Origin of the sequence: Chlamydia pneumoniae TW-183 (assembly GCF_000007205.1) — a bacterium.
In the GTDB taxonomy this organism is placed as follows: Bacteria; Chlamydiota; Chlamydiia; order Chlamydiales; family Chlamydiaceae; genus Chlamydia; species Chlamydia pneumoniae.
The window spans coordinates 594,516-613,626 of record NC_005043.1 but is presented as its reverse complement, the minus strand read 5'-3'; the positions used below and the strand labels follow the sequence as shown (position 1 = coordinate 613,626).

Below are 19,111 nucleotides of genomic sequence, written 5' to 3'. Positions count from 1 at the left end.
CTATATTATCTCTTTTTTTCAGTTTGTTTTGTAGGAAAATAAAATTTATAAACAAGGAGCAGAGTGCCAAGAGAAATCAATACATCGGCAACGTTAAAGGTGGGGAATGCCCATTGTTTATAATTGAAAGAAATGAAATCGACTATGTGGCCGTAAAAGATAATATCCCCGACGTTTCCTATAGCTCCTGCACAGAGAAGGACTAGAGCAGTCTGCGTTGTAGATTGTATAGATTTTTTTTTAAAAAAAAGATAGGCCAGGAGGCCAAGAATCACAAATATCCGCAGAAGGAATAAGAAATATTTATAATTTGAAAAGAGACCGAAAGCAGCCCCTTCATTAAATACAGGAGCAATTGAAAATGAAAACCGCCCCCAACTATGAGTATATAAGGTGGGGTGCGTTAAAATTTGGAGATCTTTGTATTGTAATAAGACAACAAGCTTGGTGACCCAGTCGATTAAAACAAACAGAGTAATCACTAATAGTGTGCTACGAAAACGAGTTGCCATAGAACTTAATTTCCAGATAGGAGTCCTTTTTCAAACTGCTCTTGAGCTTTGACTGTCATGGTAGCATAGGGAATGGCTATCAACCTAGCGAGAGGAATTTCTTCTCCGCTGACATCACAAATCCCGTAAGAAGACTCATTAATTTTTTCTAGAGCCCTATTAATTTGTCTTAGAAGCTCATATTCTTTTGTAGTGACTTCTAGGCTAATAGTCCGATCAAAGGTGTCGGTACCTTGGTCTGCTTGATGCTGAGAATATCCTGTAGCTTCGTTAGGTTTTTTTACCTCTTGAGCGTTCCCTTCTAGAGTATGCGATAACTTTGCCTTCATCTCCAAAAGTCTTTTTTTAAACTGTTCTATTTCGTCATCTGATAACGGCACAACCTTGCTCCTTATAAAATTCAACTATTTTTCCATATCTGGAGTTGCTGACAATAAAACTTCCATTAATTCACCAACGTCCTTGAATCGACGATAAACGCAGGCAAATCGGATGTAGGCAATCATATCAGCCTTTTTAAGATATTTCATTACTAGTTCGCCAATTTCTTTGGTAGAAATTTCCCTATTTTGTTTACCTAAGAGTTCAGATTTAACATTAGAAGCTATAGCATGAACTTGGTCTTGACCAATCCGTGTGTGGCTAGAAGCTGCGTTCAGACCGTGAATTAATTTAGATTCTTGAAAATTTTCGTAGCGACCATCACGTTTTAGTACTTGTAAAGTAAGTTCAACGGTTTCAAAGGTCGTAAAACGTTGGGAGCACTTTAAGCATTCCCGACGGCGTTTTATTGCATTAGCTTCTGGAGCGTTTCTTGAATCTATAACTTTCAACTCCCCATGATTGCAAAAAGGACACTGCATGGGAGCTACCTCCTAGGTTAAGGTAGTCTAAGAAAAACCGAATTTTTAGATCAGGATAAATATAAGAGACTATAGTTGCAAAGTTTTTTTCTAGGAAATCAAGGGTAGAGGAAATACTTCTCTAAAGAAACGGCTTTAGGGATTCGTATTATCTTAAATTTCTGTGCAAAATTGCTTTGCTTATTGAGACGAAAAAAACATACTCTACTCTAGGAAAGCTTTTGTTGTAAAGATTCTGTTGTTAAATGGGGTGGGATGTTTTCAGGAATTATTCAAGAATTAGGTGAAGTGTGTTTTTTTGAAGCTCAAGGAAATGGTCTGAGTTTAGGAATTAAGAGCACGCCACTATTTGTCACCCCTCTGGTTACAGGGGATAGCGTAGCCGTAGATGGAGTCTGTTTGACTTTAACATCATGCAATGAAAGTAAGATCTTTTTTGATGTGATTCCAGAAACTCTAGCTTGTACGACTTTGGGAGAAAAAAGATGTAGCGATCAAGTGAACTTAGAGGCTGCATTAAAAATGGGAGACTCGATTGGAGGTCACTTACTCTCTGGGCATGTTTTTGGAACAGCAGAGATTTTCTTGATAAAAGAAAATCGTTATTATTTCCGTGGTTCCAAAGAATTATCTCAGTACCTTTTTGAAAAAGGGTTTATTGCAATTGATGGTATCAGCTTAACGCTAGTGTCAGTTGATAGTGATACGTTTTCTGTGGGATTGATTCCTGAGACTCTTCAAAGGACGACTTTAGGAAAGAAAAGGGAAGGAGAAAGAGTCAATATCGAGATCGATATGTCAACAAAGATACAGGTAGACACAGTAAAACGTATTTTAGCCTCATCAGGGAAAGATTAGTTATGGATTATAAATTGCTCGATAGTGGGGACGGGAACAAATTAGAGTGTTTTGGTCCTGTCACTTTAATTCGTCCTTCAAGTATTGCTGTTTGGCCAAAAAGCAGACCTGAACTATGGTCTCAGGCGCAATTGCAGTATGTTCGTGAAGGAGAAAGAGGAGCATGGAAAAATTTTAAGCGTCTTCCTGAAGAATGGGAGGTCGCATTTTCTGATGTGCGTTGTCTATTGAAGAGAACCCCCTTTGGGCATCTAGGCGTATTTCCTGAACATATGGGGTTCTGGCCCGCTTTGAAACAAGCCATTGAGAAGCACAAAGAACGTCAGGTATTGAATCTCTTTGCTTATACAGGGGCGGGTTCTATTTTTGCAGCTAAGTGTGGAGCTCGTGTGACCCATGTAGATGCTTCGCAGGCAGCGGTACGTTGGGCGCAAAGAAATGTAGAGAAAAATGCTTTTCCTGAGAGACGTATTTTTTGGGTTATTGAAGATGTGATTTCTTTTTTAAAAAAAGAAATCCGCAGAAATAAGAAATATCAAGTGATTCTTTTAGATCCCCCAAGCTATGGTCGCGGACCTGATGGGGAAGTATTTAAAATAGATAAAGATCTCTTTCCTTTGCTTTCTTTGTGTTCGAAGCTTCTTGCAGATGACGCTTCTTATTTTCTCTTAACCTCTCATACTCCAGGACATACCCCAGAGTTTTTAAGGGCTATAGCTAGGCGTAGCGTGCCAACCCTTGTTTCTGAAGCGTGGTCTTGTGGGGAAAGTTTTTGTGGAGAAGGTGTGGGAGCCTTGCCTTCTGGGAGTTTTGTTCAATGGATTGCATAGGGAAACATAATCCTCTAGTTAAAGAGGCTCTAGCTTTAAAACGGTCTCGTTGTAGAAAAAGTTCTTGGTTTCTAGTTGAAGGAGCCCGTGAGATTCAGAAAGCATTACGCACAGGCTACCTGTGTCAGCATGTTTTTTGTTCGACACATCTTTCAGAAAAAGAAAAGGAATTTTTATATGAGTTAAAAAGAAATTCTACAAAGATTTTATATTGCTTAGACTCGACTTTGGCTCAACTTTCTTTTAAAGAACATCACGATAGTTTCGTCGCGGTGATACAAAAGAGAGTGTGGAATAAAGAAGATTTTTTGATCCAACGTAAAAATGCTCAGCCTTTCTATCTTATTATTGAGCAGGTGGAAAAACCTGGGAATGTCGGTGCTATTTTAAGAATAGCTGATGGTGCTGGTGTTGACGGTGTGATTTTATGCAATCCTATTGTAGATTTGTACAATCCTAATGTGGTGCGCTCTTCTTTAGGAGCTGTCTTTTCTCTTCCCATCCTCTCTATTTCAAGAGAGGAAGGGAAGGAGTTGTTCAAGCAGGAAGGCTGGACTGTTTTTGTCACATCTCCTCGAGCTGAAACTATGTATTTTTCTAAAAATTATCTTGGTCCCACGGCTTTGGTTTTTGGTTCAGAGAAAGATGGTTTGACTGAGGATTGGTTTTCTGAAGATTTTTCTGAAATCGCTCTTCCTATGTTAGGGGAATCAGATTCTTTGAATCTCGCTACATCTGTAGCTGCTGTAGCTTATGAAGTTGTTCGTCAACGTTGGGTTAATTAGTACACCATTTTTCTTTTTGAGATCAAATTAATTATATTAGTTTTTTGTTTAACACAATTTTTTAATTAAGCTTTGTAAACTTGATTTTTAATCTTTTCTTCTGCAATACTAGCATTCTTTGTAATACGGCGAAGATTGTGATCTTTTAAAAAGCATGATTTTCGTGCAAAGAAATTCGTGCGTTTAAAAGAGGAACAATGAAAAAACGGTTTCCTTCCACACTCTTTCTCTTTTATCGCCGTGTCACCATAGCTATTAGCCTTGAGGGTATTTTGGGATGGGGCTGGTTAGGTTCCCTTCTTTCCAAAGTTTTTGCATTCTTGGTGGCATGTTGGAATCGATTTTCCTGGTCTACTCCTTATCGTGCGCGTTCTACAGTCATTAGTGTAGGCAATATCGTTGTTGGAGGGGCAGGAAAGACTCCAACAGTATTGTGGTTAGCAGAGGCTTTGAGGCTTCGAGGGTATTCTTGCGGTGTACTGTCGCGTGGCTATAAAAGCCAGTCGAGTCGGCAAAAGAAACTGACTGTTGTAGACTCGAAAGTCCATTCTGCGTCCTATGTAGGGGACGAGCCTTTATTAATGGCAGAGAAACTGCCAGAGGGATCCGTATGGGTGCATAAGGACCGGAGGATCTCTGCAGCACGCGCTGCAGAGAAATTTGGTATTCTCCTTTTAGATGATGGTCTTCAGTACCGTAAACTACACAAAGACGTAGAAATTGCTGTAGTGAATGGTCAGGATCCTTTAGGAGGACGTGCCTTCTTCCCTAAAGGAAGGCTTCGGGATTTTCCTCTTCGATTGAAGACTGTGGATGCCATTATTGTAAATGGCGGTGGAAAAGAGGCTGGGACTGTAGTGAAACGTGTTTCGAATGCCCCCCAGATCTTTGTGAAACCTACAATAGCTTCTGTAGTTTGGACCCATAACGGAGAGCGTATTCCTAAAGAGGCTCTTCGAGAATTGCGTGTGGGGGTTTTTTGTGGTTTAGGGTTTCCTCAAGGGTTTTTGAATATGCTTAGAGAAGAAGGAATTCATATTTTAGGAAAGTATTTATTGCCTGATCACGCAGCAATAACAAAAAAAGAATTAAATTACTTTTGTCAGCAAATGGCCATGCGCCAAGGACAAGGGTTGTTATGTACAGAAAAAGATAGTGTAAAGCTTCCTCGATTATCAGGAGAGGTAAGTTTATTGCCGATAGCTAAGGTGGAAATGCGCCTTTCTGTGAATCAAGACGATACACTTTCTCTTCTCAACATGATTGAACAAATACATAAAAACAGGGGTAACTAATGAAATTATGGATGAAGATCTTTATTGGATTGTTTGTCGGGGTTACCTTAGGTTTAGTTTTAGAAGATAAAGCCATCTTTTTTAAACCTATAGGAGACATCTTTTTAAATCTATTGAGCATGGTAGTGTATCCTTTAGTGTTCTGCTCAATGGTTTTAGGAATCGCTTCCATTAGCGATATGAAAAAATTGGGACGCATTGGCATTAAAAGTGTCGGCCTCTATCTAGGGACTACGGCACTAGCTATTGTGATTGGCTTGTGTTTTGCTTGGATTTTCTCTCCAGGAAATGGGTGTGATTTTGCCCAGGCCCAATCTATGGATTCGGCCGTTACTGTCATTGATTCAAACAAAACAGCGGCGTATTTTCTTTCTATAATAGCTCAAGTTTTCCCATCGAATCCTGTACGCTCTTTTGCTGAAGGGAATATATTACAAATTATTATTTTTGCGATTTTCTTAGGAATTGCCCTTCGGCTTTCTGGAGAACGTGGCCGCCCTGTCGAGCGTTTTATTGATGGTTTTTCTGAAATCATGTTGCGCATGGTAAATATGATCATGAGTTTTGCTCCCTATGGTGTGGGAGCTAGCATGGCATGGATTTCGGGAAATCATGGTTTAGGAGTCCTTTGGCAGCTAGGCAAATTTATCATTGCTTACTATCTGGCGTGTTTGTTCCATGCTACGCTTGTTTTTGGGGGACTTGTGCGTTTTGGTTGCAAGATGTCCTTTTCGAAGTTTCTCTCTTCAATGATGGATGCGATTTCTTGCGCGGTATCTACAGCGAGTAGTTCTGCGACTTTACCTGTAACGATGCGTTGTGTTTCTAAAAATTTGGGAGTGTCCGCTGAGGTTTCTGGTTTTGTTTTGCCTCTAGGCGCCACTGTGAATATGAATGGAACTGCAATTTTTCAGGGTATGGCAGCGGTTTTCATTGCTCAAGCATACAATTGTCCGCTATCCTTGAGCAGTCTGTTATTATTGGTAGTTACCGCAACATTCTCTGCCGTGGGTAGTGCCGGTGTTCCTGGAGGAGGTATGATTACTCTGGGTTCCGTATTAGCCTCTGTAGGTTTACCTATCCAGGGTATCGCTATACTTGCTGGGATTGACCGGTTAAGGGATATTGTAGGTACACCCATGAATATTCTTGGGGATGCTGTAGTTGCTACTTATGTAGCTTCTGGAGAAGGAGAGCTTTCTCCTTATGAATCGATAAAACAGGAAAGCGTTGAAACTACATAGAAGGTAACGATACATGATATTTGAGTTCCGATTCCCTAAAATAGGAGAGACGAGTTCCGGAGGATCTATAGTCCGTTGGTTAAAAAATTTGGGTGATCATGTAGCTAGAGATGAGCCTCTGATTGAAGTATCTACGGATAAAATTGCTACAGAATTACCCTCTCCTAAAGCAGGCCGACTGGTGCGTTTCTGCGTCAATGAGGGAGACGAGGTTGCTTCTGGGGATGTTTTAGGATTGATAGAGCTTGAGGAGATTTCCGAAGCTGATGATGAGAGCACCTCATGTCCTCTGACTTCTTGTGAAACAAAGTCGGAGGCGGGTTCCAGCAGTTCTTCGGTATGGTTTTCTCCTGCCGTGCTGAGTTTAGCTCAACGTGAAGGCATTGGTCTTGATAACCTCCAAAAGATTGCCGGCACGGGGAAAGGGGGACGAGTGACTCGTCAGGATTTAGAAGCGTATATTTCAGAATCGCAACAAGTTTCTATTCCCGAAATATTTCAAGGAGAAGTGAATCGCATTCCTATGTCTCCGCTACGTCGGGCAATAGCTTCTTCTCTCTCCAAGTCTTCAGATGAGGTTCCTCACGCATCTTTGGTTGTTGATGTCGATGTCACAGATCTTATGCATCTGATTTCTGGTGAACGCCAACGCTTCTTAGATACGCATGGGGTGAAGCTAACGATTACAAGTTTCATTGTACAGTGTTTAGCTCAGACTTTAAGGCAGTTTCCTTTATTGAATGGTTCCTTAGATGGGACTACCATTGTTATGAAGAAATCTGTGAATGTAGGCGTTGCCGTGAACCTCAATAAGGAAGGGGTTGTTGTTCCTGTCATCCACAATTGTCAAGATCGCGGTTTAGTAAGTATTGCAAAGGCCTTGGCGGATCTATCTTCAAGGGCTCGGTTAAATAAATTGGATCCTAGTGAAGTGCAAGATGGCAGCGTTACTGTCACGAATTTTGGAATGACGGGAGCTTTGATTGGGATGCCCATCATACGTTATCCTGAAGTTGCTATTTTAGGAATTGGCACAATACAAAAACGTGTTGTCGTCCGTGATGACGATTCTTTAGCCGTTCGCAAAATGGTCTATGTGACACTTACCTTTGACCATAGAGTATTGGATGGTATTTACGGCAGTGAGTTTTTAACCTCATTGAAAAATCGTTTGGAGTCTGTTACGATGGGCTAAAGTGTAGCCAATCCAAAGAGAACCGAATGCCTTCCCCGATGATTTCTACTGACGTATGCCAAGACATTCTAGGTAAGCAAAAAGAAGCTGTAGATTTTTTTTTCCAAGCCTTTCAACCCAAAGAGGCAATGCAATTAGCAGAAAAAATACTCGGTCATTCGGGATGGGTATTTTTTTCTGGTGTAGGGAAAAGTGGATGTGTAGCACGAAAATTAGTGGCTACACTCCAATCTTTAAGTGAACGTGCTCTGTTCTTTTCTCCTGTGGATCTTCTGCACGGGGATCTTGGTCTTGTGAGTCCTGGAGACATTGTATGTTTATTTTCTAAAAGTGGTGAAACCCAAGAGTTACTAGATACGGTTCCTCATCTAAAGAGTCGAAGGGCGATTCTTGTCGCGATTACTTCCATGCCTTATTCTAATTTAGCGGCTCTCTCGGACTTAGTCGTTATTTTACCCTCTGTTGCTGAATTAGATCCTTTTAATTTAATCCCTACAAATTCTACGACATGCCAAATGATCTTTGGAGATTTTTTAGCTATGCTCCTTTTTCATAGTCGTGGTGTTTCTTTATCTACGTACGGCAAAAACCATCCTAGTGGGCAGGTTGGGATGAAGGCTAATGGTAAGGTTAAAGATTTTATGTTCCCAAAGACAGAGGTACCTTTCTGTCATCTTGGAGATAAAGTGAGTTTTTCTTTAGAGGTCTTTTCTGCTTACGGTTGTGGTTGTGTTTGTATAGTAGATCCTCAATTCCGACTTATGGGAATTTTTACAGACGGAGATTTACGGCGTTCTTTAGCTTCCTATGGGGGGGAGGTGCTTTCGTTATCTTTGGAGAAGGTGATGACGGCAAATCCTCGATGTATTACTGAAGATTCGGATATTGCCATTGCTTTGCAACTTATGGAATCTAGTAGTCCTGTAGCTGTTCTTCCTGTTTTAGATAACGAGGAGAACCGACATGTGACTGGCTTGTTGCATATGCACACTTTAGCCAAAGCTGGTCTACTTTGAGAATATGAGAAAAATATCGGAAGAGAGGGTAAGCTGGATTCTGTCTATAAGATAGCTCTTGCGAACTATCCTAAGGGCAACCATTCATCTAGGGGAGCTATTACTAGATCCCTCAAGCGATTTCGAAAAAGCCTATGGGAGGAATTCCTCTCACATTTGCAGACACAAAAAGCTTTTTTCTCTTGCTTCAGATAGGGTTTGCATGCCTATTAAGTCACCTTAATGGCTCCTACTCCTAAAGTAGGAATTTTCAGCCTGTCTATAAAATAAATTTTATAGCGGAGTGTTTTCTGTTGCACTTTCCGTAGCCTTACGGCCCCTGGAATTTCTCCAGTATCTTCTCTTATGAAGTCCAGACTTTCCTCTCTTTATATTTTTTGAGAAATATAAACAGCGGTTGCCTTTCTCTTCCGATTAACTTTATACAGCTGCGCGACGACGACGACGTTTTGCTGTGGAATTTTCCTGAGCATTGACTTGGGATTCTTGCCAATAGAGAATTCGAGAGCAATGTTCGCAAAAAATGAGTCGGTCTTTCTTTCTTACAAGATTTTCGTGTTGAGGAGTTAGAACAATATGACAACCACTGCAGACACGATTTTCAATAGGAACAACAACGCGATCTTTTTTATTGTTTAATAGACGCTCATAGATGCTGAGTAGTTCGGGATTCGTCGCATGCTTTAACTCTGTCCGTTGTTCAAGCAAAGCTTTGCCTTCTTCATTAATCTTTTTGATGCTTTCAAAAATTTCTTTTTCAATGACACTGCTACTATTTTCTGTAGAAGCTAAGCTTTCTTTTAGAGAGACAATAAGGTCTTCGCCTCCAGCTTGCTTATCCATGAGATCGCTAAGCTGGTGCTCTAAAGAGCGACGTTCTTTGTTTGCTGTAGTCATTTCTTGGGTAAGAGCGTTAAACTCATCCATTTTTTTTACAGCAGCTTGCTGATTTTCTAATTTATTGATTTGTTCAGAAATCTCTTGGATGCGATTCTCTCCATCTCGAATTTGAGTTTTCAAATTCTCCATTTCGAGTTCTTTTTCCTGAACTTTTCTACGAATATCACTTTTTAAAGATTGGACTTTAGCCAATTCTTTCTGATGTTCTTTCTTTACGCGCATAAGGCGAATCATTTTAATATCAAGCTCTTGAATAGCCAAAATGCTTAGAAGTGCGTCATGCATGAAAATTATTCCTTACTTAAGTTTCCTAAGAAAGCCAAAAATCACTATGGAGTTTAGGAATGCGATACATGTGAAGAAAAATACAGTTTACCTCTTTTTAGGCAAGAAGTAAAGCATGTTTTTTTGTAAGGAAAATTCTTATAAATTTGAGCAAGCGAAATGCCCTTTTCTTAGAACTAATGTCTAGCCATTCATATAATTTTTACTTGTAAATTGTTCCTGTAAGAACACTTCCAAAGCGCATTTAATCATTTTTAGTAAAAAATAAAAATATACTTTTAAATGCTGAGAAAATTTTTAGCTAAACTTTATAAAGGGTTGTTGGTGAAACCCTTTGGGTTACTCCTCAGAACGACTTTGTGATTCTATAGTATTAAAAGGATCTTGGAGTATAACAAGTAAAGATCTTTGAGGATAGCGTAGGGCCGTATTTTGAATAGCGTCCAATAAAGCGCGTTTGCAAAACGCTTGAGTTTGGTTGTCCCAATAGAAAGTGCCTTCTTTAGGAAGAATCTCTTCTGGAGGCACTTCATAGACCGAAGTAAAGAGAGGAAGAGCAACGATTGCTGCATGACTTTCTATAGCTGCTTTAAGGCAGTTCTCGTACGCTAGTAAAGCTTGGCGATAATATTCTTGCTGATTTGGTAACTCTTCAGATTTAGGGCCGCATACGTGGCCTAAAAAGGTCGGAAGAATACTTTTCTTTTCTGCAGAGCTTAAATTTAGATTAAACGTTTGATCTAGAGCTTCGTTTGGAAGTTTTACTACTCTCACTTCGGTAGGGGAAAAGGGGTCTTCTCCTTTTGCGGGATCCCCTTCGCGTTGCTTGCATGTATCCCACACGCTTTTATCTTTTAGGGTGGAGTAAAGGATAGTAGAGAGGTTCGTTGCAGTGTTGTCGATCAGATTCGTTGGGCCTACGGGATTAAAGATGATCCCTGTGGATTGATTTTTTTCGATCACTCTAAGTCCAGTTAAGAAAGTAGGCTGAAATGGTTGAGACGCATCTGTTTGTATCGCTACCTTGAACTTAGGGTTCAGGTGATTATTGTAAAATTGCATCTCGTTTGAGTAGCAGTCTACGTTTTTTTCTTGCCACGCTTTTCCCAAAGGCTTGAAGTTTTGCTCTAGAACTTTCTGCCAGTTAGAAGATACCTTTGAGGTCATTTGGTGGTAGACTAAGAAGGTTACAACTGAGAAGAGGGCCGTGGTAATGAGAAGAGCCAAAAATACAGGGTTCCCTAATACTATCGTTAAAGAGATTCCAGCCACCAAAGCTCCTAAAGCTAAAGAAGCTAGGATTGCAAGAGTGGATATTTTTGCTATGGTAAACTGTTTTTTAGGAGCAATTTCTTTATCCCGAGGCACATAGGATAGTACAGAAACTTGAGAGCTCTCAGTACGTGAGGGTCCTGACATAACATTTTTTTTGTAAAATACTTTCTATAATTTTAACAAATTTTTGTTTATCGATCCGAGAAAATTGGAGAGTGAGAGCGCATGTCTTGCAATTTAGAATGATCGGGGACGACATCTAGAGCTATGTAGACATTGCGTGCGTAGTGGGAGCAAATATAGCGAGATATAAAGTATAAGGGAATTGCTGTTAGGAAGATAAAGGAGCACAAAGGGTGGATACATAGCCCAATAGCTATGGTGGTAGCAATCAGAGCTATCCAGACGAGTGCAATCGCAATAGTAACGAAGAGGGCAAGCTTGAAATTATAGCGAGGACGAGTAGCTAGGGGAAATAGAGAGGGAGCCGTTCCATCAAAACCGGGAGTAGCTGAAGAAGCCATAAACTATTAAAAATTAAGTTTTTTTCGGAGCATAAAGCATTTTAAAGTAGTGGGGTCTTTTTTGTCACGGAGATGTCCTGGACTTCCCAAGCGTTTCTAACAAAGATACCTGCTTTTGAGAGGAGAACTTTTGAAACTCCTGCAAGGTCATCCTTCCTTGGCACCAGTAGGTTTTTTCAGGAAATCGCGGAAAGATTTTGGCGAAAGCTCTTACAGTTGAAGGGCTTGTGAGGATAATTTTTTTGTATTTAGATAAAATATTTTTTTTAAGTTTTCGCGGCTTCACTGTGTAGTGAGGGTAAGAGAAAAAAGTAAATCGATTGTAAAGAAATTCTCTGATCACAGGTCTTGCGAGGGAGGAGTGGGGGTAGAGAATGCGGGCTGAAGAGGGCAGTGCCTGTAGCAATGGGAAGATGCCTTCAGCGATTTCTTGAGTTGCTACTACGTACTTCACTTGTCCAAGGAAAGAGAGAAGTCTTTCTTTGGTGGACTCTCCTATACAGAGGTAGGTCTTTGTTTTTAGAGTGGCCTTAGAAAGAAGAGAAGTCATTCTGGAAAGGAATAGGTGAGTGGATGAGGGACTTGTGAGAATCACATGGGTTGCTTGTGGAAGGAATTGAAGAGCACGCTTATTTTGTGGAGTGCTTTTTGCATAGGGGAAGAGAGTTAGAATAGGCAAATAATGAGCTTGGTATTTACGAGCGGTTTTTTGATTCAATCCTAAGTAGAGGGTCATGAGTCTTTTCGGGTAAAAGGAAGGCTGCCTAAGTTTTTGTACCTTCAAAGGGATATATTGAAAATAATTTTTCTTTTTCCCTTAGTTCTTCTTGATCATGCGTTGATTGACATTTTTCACTTTGAAAGCTAGGCTGGTTTTTTCTGGACTTAGAGGTTCTCTCTATTAAGGCTTCGTCTTTAGAAGTCCTTGCTAAAAGTTTTTGAGAAATTTAAGAAATTCGCAATAGTGGAAATATTTACAAAGGTGGTTGCGGTGGTTTCGTTGTTGCATAAGTTTTTAGAAAATGCTTCGGGGAAAAAGGGACAAAGTTTAGCTTCGACAGCGTATTTAGCAGCTCTTGACCATCTCTTAAATGCGTTTCCTTCCATTGGGGAGAGAATCATTGATGAGTTGAAGAGCCAGCGTTCCCATTTAAAGATGATTGCTTCTGAAAACTATTCTTCACTTTCAGTGCAGTTGGCTATGGGGAACTTGCTCACAGATAAGTATTGTGAAGGAAGTCCCTTTAAGCGTTTCTATTCCTGTTGTGAAAATGTAGATGCTATTGAGTGGGAGTGTGTAGAGACAGCGAAAGAACTTTTTGCTGCGGATTGCGCTTGTGTTCAGCCTCATTCTGGGGCTGATGCTAATTTACTGGCAGTAATGGCCATTCTCACGCACAAAGTCCAAGGCCCAGCTGTCAGTAAGTTAGGTTATAAAACTGTAAACGAATTAACAGAAGAAGAATACACTCTACTTAAGGCTGAAATGTCTTCTTGTGTTTGCTTAGGACCTTCATTAAATTCTGGAGGCCATTTGACCCATGGGAACGTACGTTTAAATGTGATGTCTAAGCTTATGCGTTGCTTCCCCTATGATGTCAATCCGGATACGGAGTGTTTTGATTATGCAGAGATCTCCCGGTTAGCTAAGGAGTATAAACCTAAGGTACTGATCGCAGGATATTCTTCCTATTCTCGAAGATTAAACTTTGCAGTTTTAAAACAGATTGCAGAGGATTGTGGATCTGTCTTGTGGGTAGATATGGCGCATTTTGCAGGCCTAGTTGCTGGGGGAGTGTTTGTTGATGAAGAAAATCCTATTCCTTATGCAGATATAGTGACAACAACAACGCATAAGACATTACGCGGTCCTCGCGGGGGATTAGTTTTGGCAACTCGAGAGTATGAAAGCACTCTCAATAAGGCGTGTCCTTTGATGATGGGAGGTCCTCTACCTCACGTGATAGCTGCTAAAACAGTGGCTTTGAAGGAAGCTCTCTCTGTGGATTTCAAGAAATACGCTCATCAGGTTGTAAATAATGCTCGTCGATTAGCAGAGAGATTTTTAAGTCATGGGCTACGTCTTTTGACGGGAGGAACAGACAACCACATGATGGTGATTGATTTAGGTTCTTTGGGCATTTCTGGAAAAATTGCTGAAGATATCTTGAGTTCCGTAGGAATTGCTGTGAATCGGAATTCATTACCTTCAGATGCTATTGGTAAGTGGGACACTTCAGGTATACGTTTAGGAACCCCTGCACTAACGACTTTGGGTATGGGTATCGATGAAATGGAAGAAGTTGCAGATATTATTGTGAAAGTATTGCGAAATATTCGTTTAAGTTGCCATGTTGAAGGGAGTTCTAAGAAAAATAAAGGGGAACTTCCTGAAGCCATAGCGCAGGAAGCTAGAGATCGTGTTCGCAACTTGTTGCTGCGTTTCCCGCTCTACCCTGAAATTGATTTAGAAGCTTTAGTTTAGTTAGGAGAGACATTATTTTATGGCAGACGGGGAAGTTCATAAATTACGTGATATTATAGAAAAAGAGTTATTGGAAGCGCGCAGAGTATTTTTCTCAGAGCCTGTAACAGAGAAAAGTGCTTCCGATGCAATTAAAAAGCTTTGGTATTTGGAATTAAAAGATCCTGGAAAGCCTATAGTTTTTGTGATCAATAGTCCTGGGGGATCTGTGGACGCAGGTTTTGCTGTTTGGGATCAAATTAAAATGTTAACCTCACCCGTCACTACTGTTGTGACAGGGTTGGCAGCTTCTATGGGCTCGGTATTGAGTTTATGTGCAGCTCCTGGAAGGAGATTTGCAACTCCTCATTCTAGAATTATGATTCATCAACCTTCAATAGGTGGACCGATTACCGGTCAGGCAACCGATTTAGACATTCATGCGAGAGAGATTTTAAAAACAAAAGCTCGCATTATAGATGTCTATGTAGAGGCGACAAATCAACCTCGAGATATCATAGAAAAGGCTATCGATAGAGATATGTGGATGACAGCCAACGAAGCTAAGGATTTTGGTTTATTGGATGGCATTTTATTCTCCTTCAACGATCTCTAAATATTTTATCTATTCTGGAGCAGGAAATCGTTTCCTTCTTGGTGAAACACTTCCTGAGGTTGAAGATGTTCGGTTCTTATGCCAAGAGACGAGGGTTGATGGTTTTTTATATTTAAAGCCCTCTTCTTGTGCTGATGCGCAACTCATTATTTTTAATTCCGATGGATCACGTCCAACGATGTGTGGTAACGGCTTGCGTTGTGCGATTGCTCACTTAGCTTCTCAGAAGGGAAAATCGGACATCTCTGTATCTACGGATAGTGGTCTATATTCAGGATATTTTTATTCTTGGGATCGTGTGCTTGTAGATATGACTCTCGCAGATTGGAGAGCTTCTGTTCATCGATTGGAGTCGCGTCCTGATCCTCTTCCCAAAGAGGTCGTTTGTATCCATACGGGAGTGCCTCATGCTGTCGTAATTCTTCCTGAGATTTCTACTTTAGATCTTTCTATCTTAGGTCCTTTTCTTCGCTATCATCAGACCTTCTCTCCAGATGGGGTGAATGTCAATTTTGTTCAGATACTGGGACATTGCCAGTTGCGCGTTCGTACTTACGAACGTGGAGTCGAAGGGGAAACTGCAGCTTGTGGAACAGGGGCTCTAGCTTCTGCTCTTGTTGTGTCAAACTCCTATGGATGGAAGGAGTCGATCCAAATCCATACTTGGGGTGGAGAGCTTATGACTGTGAGTCAAAATAGGGGACGGGTATATCTTCAGGGCTCTGTAACTAGAGATTTATAATTAGATGTGATTTTTGATTTTGTCATGCAAGGATTTTAAAATCTTGTTTAGGGATAGATCTTGCTCTCTAACTGGGATTTTTCTATAATCGTAATTTATGATGACGTATCCTGTACCACAAAACCCACTTCTTTTAAGAATCCTTCGTCTTATGGATGCATTCTCTAAGTCTGACGATGAGAGGGACTTTTATTTAGATCGTGTTGAAGGGTTTATTCTCTACATAGATTTAGATAAAGACCAAGAGGATCTAAATAAGATTTACCAAGAATTAGAAGAGAATGCCGAGCGGTATTGTTTGATTCCGAAGTTGACGTTTTATGAAGTAAAAAAAATCATGGAAACGTTTATCAATGAAAAGATTTATGATATCGATACCAAAGAAAAGTTCCTTGAGATTTTGCAATCCAAGAATGCCCGTGAGCAGTTTTTAGAGTTTATTTATGATCACGAGGCAGAGTTAGAAAAGTGGCAGCAATTTTATGTAGAGCGTTCTCGAATTCGAATTATAGAATGGCTTCGCAATAATAAGTTCCATTTTGTCTTTGAAGAAGATCTAGATTTCACAAAGAATGTTTTGGAACAGTTGAAAATACATTTGTTTGATGCCAAGGTGGGGAAAGAAATCACTCAAGCGCGTCAGTTGTTGTCGAACAAAGCTAAGATTTACTATTCCAATGAAGCATTAAACCCTCGTCCGAAACGAGGCCGTCCTCCGAAGCAATCTGCTAAGGTAGAAACAGAAACAACAATTTCGAGTGATATTTATACAAAAGTCCCTCAGGCTGCTCGTCGTTTCCTTTTCTTACCCGAGATTACTTCACCCTCTTCAATTACTTTCTCAGAAAAATTTGATACGGAAGAAGAATTTCTTGCTAACTTGCGCGGTTCGACTCGTGTTGAAGACCAGCTGAATCTTACCAATCTTTCAGAGAGGTTTGCTTCTCTTAAAGAGCTTTCGGCTAAGCTTGGTTACGACTCTCTTTCTACTGGAGATTTCTTTGGTGATGATGATGAGAAAGTGGTCACTAAGACGAAGGGGAGCAAGCGAGGCCGCAAAAAATCTTCTTAATCTTCTATTTTGTGAAGTAGTTTATTTTTAGACGCTGTTCTTATTGCTTCTTTACATGATCTTATTACAAATCTTTCTTATTTCTATTTATTGTTTTGTTAAAATTTTAACAATAGCTATTTATTATTAGTCATTTTTTTAATTAAAAAACTGTTAAAATTTTTAAAGCTAATTTAAGAAACAGTGAATAGTTCATCATGTCATCACTACTGAGCTGCGGAAGAATAGAGCCGACTCGGGTTACCTGTAGCTTAAAGACGTATCTTGAGGATACGAGTCAGAATCAGTTGAGCACACGTCTAGTTCGGGCAAGTGTCATCTTTTTATGCGCATTGTTGATCATTTTGGTTTGTGTGGCCCTCTCTAGTTTGATTCCAAGCATTATGGCCTTGCCGACCTCTTTTACGGTAATGGGGTTAATTCTTTTTGTGATGTCACTTCTTGGTGACGTTGCAATTATAAGTTATCTTACTTATAGCACTGTTACGAGTTACCGGCAAAATAAGAGAGCTTTTGAGATTCACAAGCCCGCTCGCTCCGTTTACTACGAGGGGGTCCGCCATTGGGATTTAGGACGATCATCTTTAGGCACAGGCGAGATTCCTATAGTAAGGACGTTATTCTCTCCATTTCAGAACCATGGTCTTAACCATGCCTTAGCTGCTAAAATTTTCCTATTTATGGAGCATTTCAGCCCTGAGCCACCGAACGAGCCTTTGGTGGATTGGGCCTGTTTGATTCGGGATTTTAGGCCTCACGTCAGTTCTTTGTGCTTTGTTATTGAAAAACAAGGGTCATCGCTGAGGACTAAGGAAGGCAATACGATTTGTGAGGCTTTCCGCTCTGATTACGACGCCCATTTTGCTATGGTAGATTGCTACCGGTTGATCCACTCTAAGTTGATTATAGAGAAAATGGGATTGAAGAATATCGATATCATTCCGAGTGTCATGGTTCGTGAAGATTATCCTAGCCGTCCTGGGGAGGGCTATCGCGAAGGCCTATTACGTATGTATGGTGGCAAGGGGGCTCTGTGACTTCCCTACTTTAGTTCCTAATGAGCGCTTGCCTATAGGGCCTTTCTTTGTCCCGCAGCACACTTCCGGTGCGAAGGGTAAGGAGTTTGCTAAAAGGAATTTTTCTATAATTTCGGGATTGGATGACATATTAAAATTATGTATTCTTCAAAGGCGTCCTTTTGCTTTGCAGTGGGATAACCTCTCTGTGAAAAGTGATTATGAGGAGGCTGGGCCCGCTATTGGGATACGTTCTCTTGAGCCACAAGTTTCTCAAATTTCTCCAGCCCACGGCCGGCTATGTAGTACTTTGGTCCAGTGGGCCCCTATCCTTGGTTCTGAGGAGCAGCTAGTTTGGTTAGAAGAAACAATGAAGCGCCTAAAGTTTCCTAAAAGTTTAGGTAGTAAGGACGCTGTTATTGTGGATTCGGAAATGGTTCCTGTGAACGCCAATCCTACTCAAGAGATACCTGCAGCTTCCGAGACTGTAGAGTCTTCACCTGTAGCTCCAGGGAATACAACAGATACCATGCCTGCAGCTTCGGGAACTACAGACACCACATCTGGGGTTTCAGAGGCTGCGGCGGCTGAGGCTACCGTGGATTCTACACCAGGGACAGAGGAGGAGCCGAGTTTTTCTCTGAGGTATGCGCTTGTAGTTCAAAATGTTCCCTATCCAGAGCCGCCTAAAGAACCTGAGGTGATGTTTACAGATGAAGAAAAAAGTCTGATTTTAGAAGCTACTCGTGCGCGTCGTATGGAGTTGGACTTGTATAATGGCTATTTAGCTGATTATGAACTTTCTAAGGATGAAATACAGAAACACGTTCCTGATTTACCTGAGAATTGGCGTACGAATTGGCGTTGGTCGGAGAGGCTCTATAAATTTTTCTTTAAAACAAAGAAAGAAGGATTAGAAGAAATTTTCTTAAACAAAGAGTTAGGGAATATGATTCTTGCCCGAGGGCTGGCGGCAACTCAGTCACAAGCACGTATTAAAGTATTCAATTCTTTAGTGGCATGGCTCTTGCAAAGCTTTAACGTAGGGAGGAGCTGTACAGCTAAACCTCTTCCTACGTCAAAACTAGACCTCTTTAAATCGGAATTCGAGTCTAAGCCTAAAAATAACATCTTAACGGAATTTTTGGTGGCTTCTGATGAGGAGATTCTCTTTAAGGGGCTACGGGTCCTAGAGCCTGGAATCGAAGGTTGGTATGACCATCCTGATCAAGCTGGAGAGATTCGGTCGGTACTCGAGGGTCTGGTGCAGGCTGGACGTATTTCTGGATATTGGGAGAATCAGCCGTTTGGGAGATTTGTCCTTAGAGGAGTTGGTGAAAGACGTACCGAGCTTGTAGAGCTTTTGGAGAGTTTAGTTGCTTCTGGTGAGATTATGCAGTTCTTTGAGTCTTCGGATGAAGAGGGTGCTTTTATTATCGATAACGAACCTAGCAAGACTGCTATGCTAAAACAGCGATTTAAGAGTTGTGTCAGGACGAAGCTTGTCGGGAGTTTTGCTGATGAGAGTCTTCCCAGAGGTAGGTTTACCATTTTAGTTTAGCGTGGGGTAGAGCACTCCACGAATCTTAGGGAGCTCCTTGCGACCAAGCTTGGAGATC

Annotated in this window: 20 protein-coding genes and 1 other RNA gene; 13 read left to right on the top strand and 8 right to left on the bottom strand. The window is 40.8% G+C overall.

Translation table 11 applies throughout. From position 1 onward, the window contains the following. Nucleotides 1-5: 5 nt before the first annotated feature. The 3 genes from lspA to nrdR are packed head-to-tail and all read right to left on the bottom strand — an operon-like array spanning nucleotide 6 to nucleotide 1,375. On the bottom strand, nucleotides 6-512 hold the full coding sequence (gene lspA, locus CPB_RS02710; protein ID WP_010883173.1) for a signal peptidase II: 507 nt from the start codon (nucleotides 510-512) through the stop codon (nucleotides 6-8). A gap of 5 nt (nucleotides 513-517) precedes the next feature. Next, nucleotides 518-892: a TraR/DksA family transcriptional regulator gene (locus CPB_RS02705; RefSeq protein ID WP_010883172.1), complete on the bottom strand. Its 375-nt coding sequence runs from the start codon at nucleotides 890-892 to the stop codon at nucleotides 518-520. Nucleotides 893-916: 24 nt separating this feature from the next. Continuing rightward, entirely contained in the window at nucleotides 917-1,375 is a 459-nt protein-coding gene (gene nrdR, locus CPB_RS02700) for a transcriptional regulator NrdR (RefSeq protein WP_010883171.1), read from the bottom strand. 255 nt (nucleotides 1,376-1,630) lie between these two features. On the opposite strand from nrdR, the gene CPB_RS02695 reads away from it, so the two are divergent. The 7 genes from CPB_RS02695 to CPB_RS02665 all read left to right on the top strand — a co-directional run bounded on the left by CPB_RS02695 (nucleotide 1,631) and on the right by CPB_RS02665 (nucleotide 8,598). Continuing rightward, a complete protein-coding gene (locus tag CPB_RS02695) occupies nucleotides 1,631-2,233 on the top strand; it encodes a riboflavin synthase subunit alpha (RefSeq protein ID WP_010883170.1) in 603 nt (200 codons plus the stop codon). Between the two features lie 2 nt (nucleotides 2,234-2,235). Next, entirely contained in the window at nucleotides 2,236-3,063 is an 828-nt protein-coding gene (locus CPB_RS02690) for a class I SAM-dependent methyltransferase (RefSeq protein WP_010883169.1), read from the top strand. Next, nucleotides 3,051-3,848, top strand: coding sequence for a TrmH family RNA methyltransferase (locus CPB_RS02685; protein ID WP_010883168.1), 798 nt, complete (start codon nucleotides 3,051-3,053; stop codon nucleotides 3,846-3,848). The genes CPB_RS02690 and CPB_RS02685 overlap by 13 nt, the downstream gene beginning before the upstream one ends. Nucleotides 3,849-4,045: 197 nt before the next feature. Beyond that, on the top strand, nucleotides 4,046-5,143 hold the full coding sequence (gene lpxK, locus CPB_RS02680; RefSeq protein ID WP_010883167.1) for a tetraacyldisaccharide 4'-kinase: 1,098 nt from the start codon (nucleotides 4,046-4,048) through the stop codon (nucleotides 5,141-5,143). Further along, complete coding sequence (locus CPB_RS02675) at nucleotides 5,143-6,387, top strand: dicarboxylate/amino acid:cation symporter (RefSeq protein WP_010883166.1); 1,245 nt, start codon at nucleotides 5,143-5,145, stop codon at nucleotides 6,385-6,387. Before lpxK ends, CPB_RS02675 begins: the two co-directional genes overlap by 1 nt. A gap of 16 nt (nucleotides 6,388-6,403) precedes the next feature. Next, the gene (locus CPB_RS02670; protein WP_041466979.1) at nucleotides 6,404-7,582 is read left to right on the top strand and encodes a dihydrolipoamide acetyltransferase family protein; all 1,179 of its coding nucleotides are present in this window, start codon (nucleotides 6,404-6,406) and stop codon (nucleotides 7,580-7,582) included. A 26-nt stretch (nucleotides 7,583-7,608) separates the two neighbouring features. After that, entirely contained in the window at nucleotides 7,609-8,598 is a 990-nt protein-coding gene (locus CPB_RS02665) for a KpsF/GutQ family sugar-phosphate isomerase (RefSeq protein WP_010883164.1), read from the top strand. A gap of 13 nt (nucleotides 8,599-8,611) precedes the next feature. On the opposite strand, the gene rnpB is transcribed toward CPB_RS02665, so the two are convergent. From rnpB to CPB_RS02645, 5 genes are all read right to left on the bottom strand, one after another. Beyond that, nucleotides 8,612-9,011: RNase P RNA component class A (gene rnpB / locus CPB_RS05570), an RNA gene on the bottom strand. A gap of 7 nt (nucleotides 9,012-9,018) precedes the next feature. Further along, nucleotides 9,019-9,783, bottom strand: a complete 765-nt coding sequence (gene cdsZ, locus CPB_RS02660; protein ID WP_010883163.1) for a zinc ribbon domain regulatory protein CdsZ — start codon at nucleotides 9,781-9,783, stop codon at nucleotides 9,019-9,021. A gap of 339 nt (nucleotides 9,784-10,122) precedes the next feature. After that, a complete protein-coding gene (locus tag CPB_RS02655; protein WP_011126173.1) occupies nucleotides 10,123-11,202 on the bottom strand; it encodes a hypothetical protein in 1,080 nt (359 codons plus the stop codon). Nucleotides 11,203-11,249: 47 nt separating this feature from the next. Beyond that, nucleotides 11,250-11,582, bottom strand: coding sequence for a hypothetical protein (locus CPB_RS02650; RefSeq protein WP_011126172.1), 333 nt, complete (start codon nucleotides 11,580-11,582; stop codon nucleotides 11,250-11,252). A 64-nt stretch (nucleotides 11,583-11,646) separates the two neighbouring features. After that, a complete protein-coding gene (locus CPB_RS02645) occupies nucleotides 11,647-12,318 on the bottom strand; it encodes a uroporphyrinogen-III synthase (RefSeq protein WP_011126171.1) in 672 nt (223 codons plus the stop codon). Between the two features lie 255 nt (nucleotides 12,319-12,573). Between CPB_RS02645 and CPB_RS02640 the strand changes: the two genes are divergently transcribed. From CPB_RS02640 to CPB_RS02615, 6 genes are all read left to right on the top strand, one after another. Beyond that, nucleotides 12,574-14,067, top strand: coding sequence for a glycine hydroxymethyltransferase (locus tag CPB_RS02640; protein ID WP_010891994.1), 1,494 nt, complete (start codon nucleotides 12,574-12,576; stop codon nucleotides 14,065-14,067). Nucleotides 14,068-14,086: 19 nt separating this feature from the next. Beyond that, nucleotides 14,087-14,662 carry an ATP-dependent Clp protease proteolytic subunit gene (locus tag CPB_RS02635; RefSeq protein WP_010883158.1) on the top strand — a complete coding sequence of 192 codons (576 nt, stop codon included), beginning with the start codon at nucleotides 14,087-14,089 and terminating at the stop codon, nucleotides 14,660-14,662. Next, nucleotides 14,631-15,404 carry a bifunctional diaminopimelate epimerase/glutamate racemase gene (gene dapF, locus CPB_RS02630; protein ID WP_010883157.1) on the top strand — a complete coding sequence of 258 codons (774 nt, stop codon included), beginning with the start codon at nucleotides 14,631-14,633 and terminating at the stop codon, nucleotides 15,402-15,404. The genes CPB_RS02635 and dapF overlap by 32 nt, the downstream gene beginning before the upstream one ends. Nucleotides 15,405-15,501: 97 nt before the next feature. After that, nucleotides 15,502-16,476, top strand: coding sequence for a UPF0158 family protein (locus CPB_RS02625; RefSeq protein ID WP_010883156.1), 975 nt, complete (start codon nucleotides 15,502-15,504; stop codon nucleotides 16,474-16,476). A 197-nt stretch (nucleotides 16,477-16,673) separates the two neighbouring features. Continuing rightward, nucleotides 16,674-17,513, top strand: coding sequence for a hypothetical protein (locus CPB_RS02620; protein ID WP_011126169.1), 840 nt, complete (start codon nucleotides 16,674-16,676; stop codon nucleotides 17,511-17,513). Next, on the top strand, nucleotides 17,491-19,053 hold the full coding sequence (locus CPB_RS02615; protein WP_041466964.1) for a hypothetical protein: 1,563 nt from the start codon (nucleotides 17,491-17,493) through the stop codon (nucleotides 19,051-19,053). The genes CPB_RS02620 and CPB_RS02615 overlap by 23 nt, the downstream gene beginning before the upstream one ends. The last annotated feature ends 58 nt before the right edge of the window (nucleotides 19,054-19,111 follow it).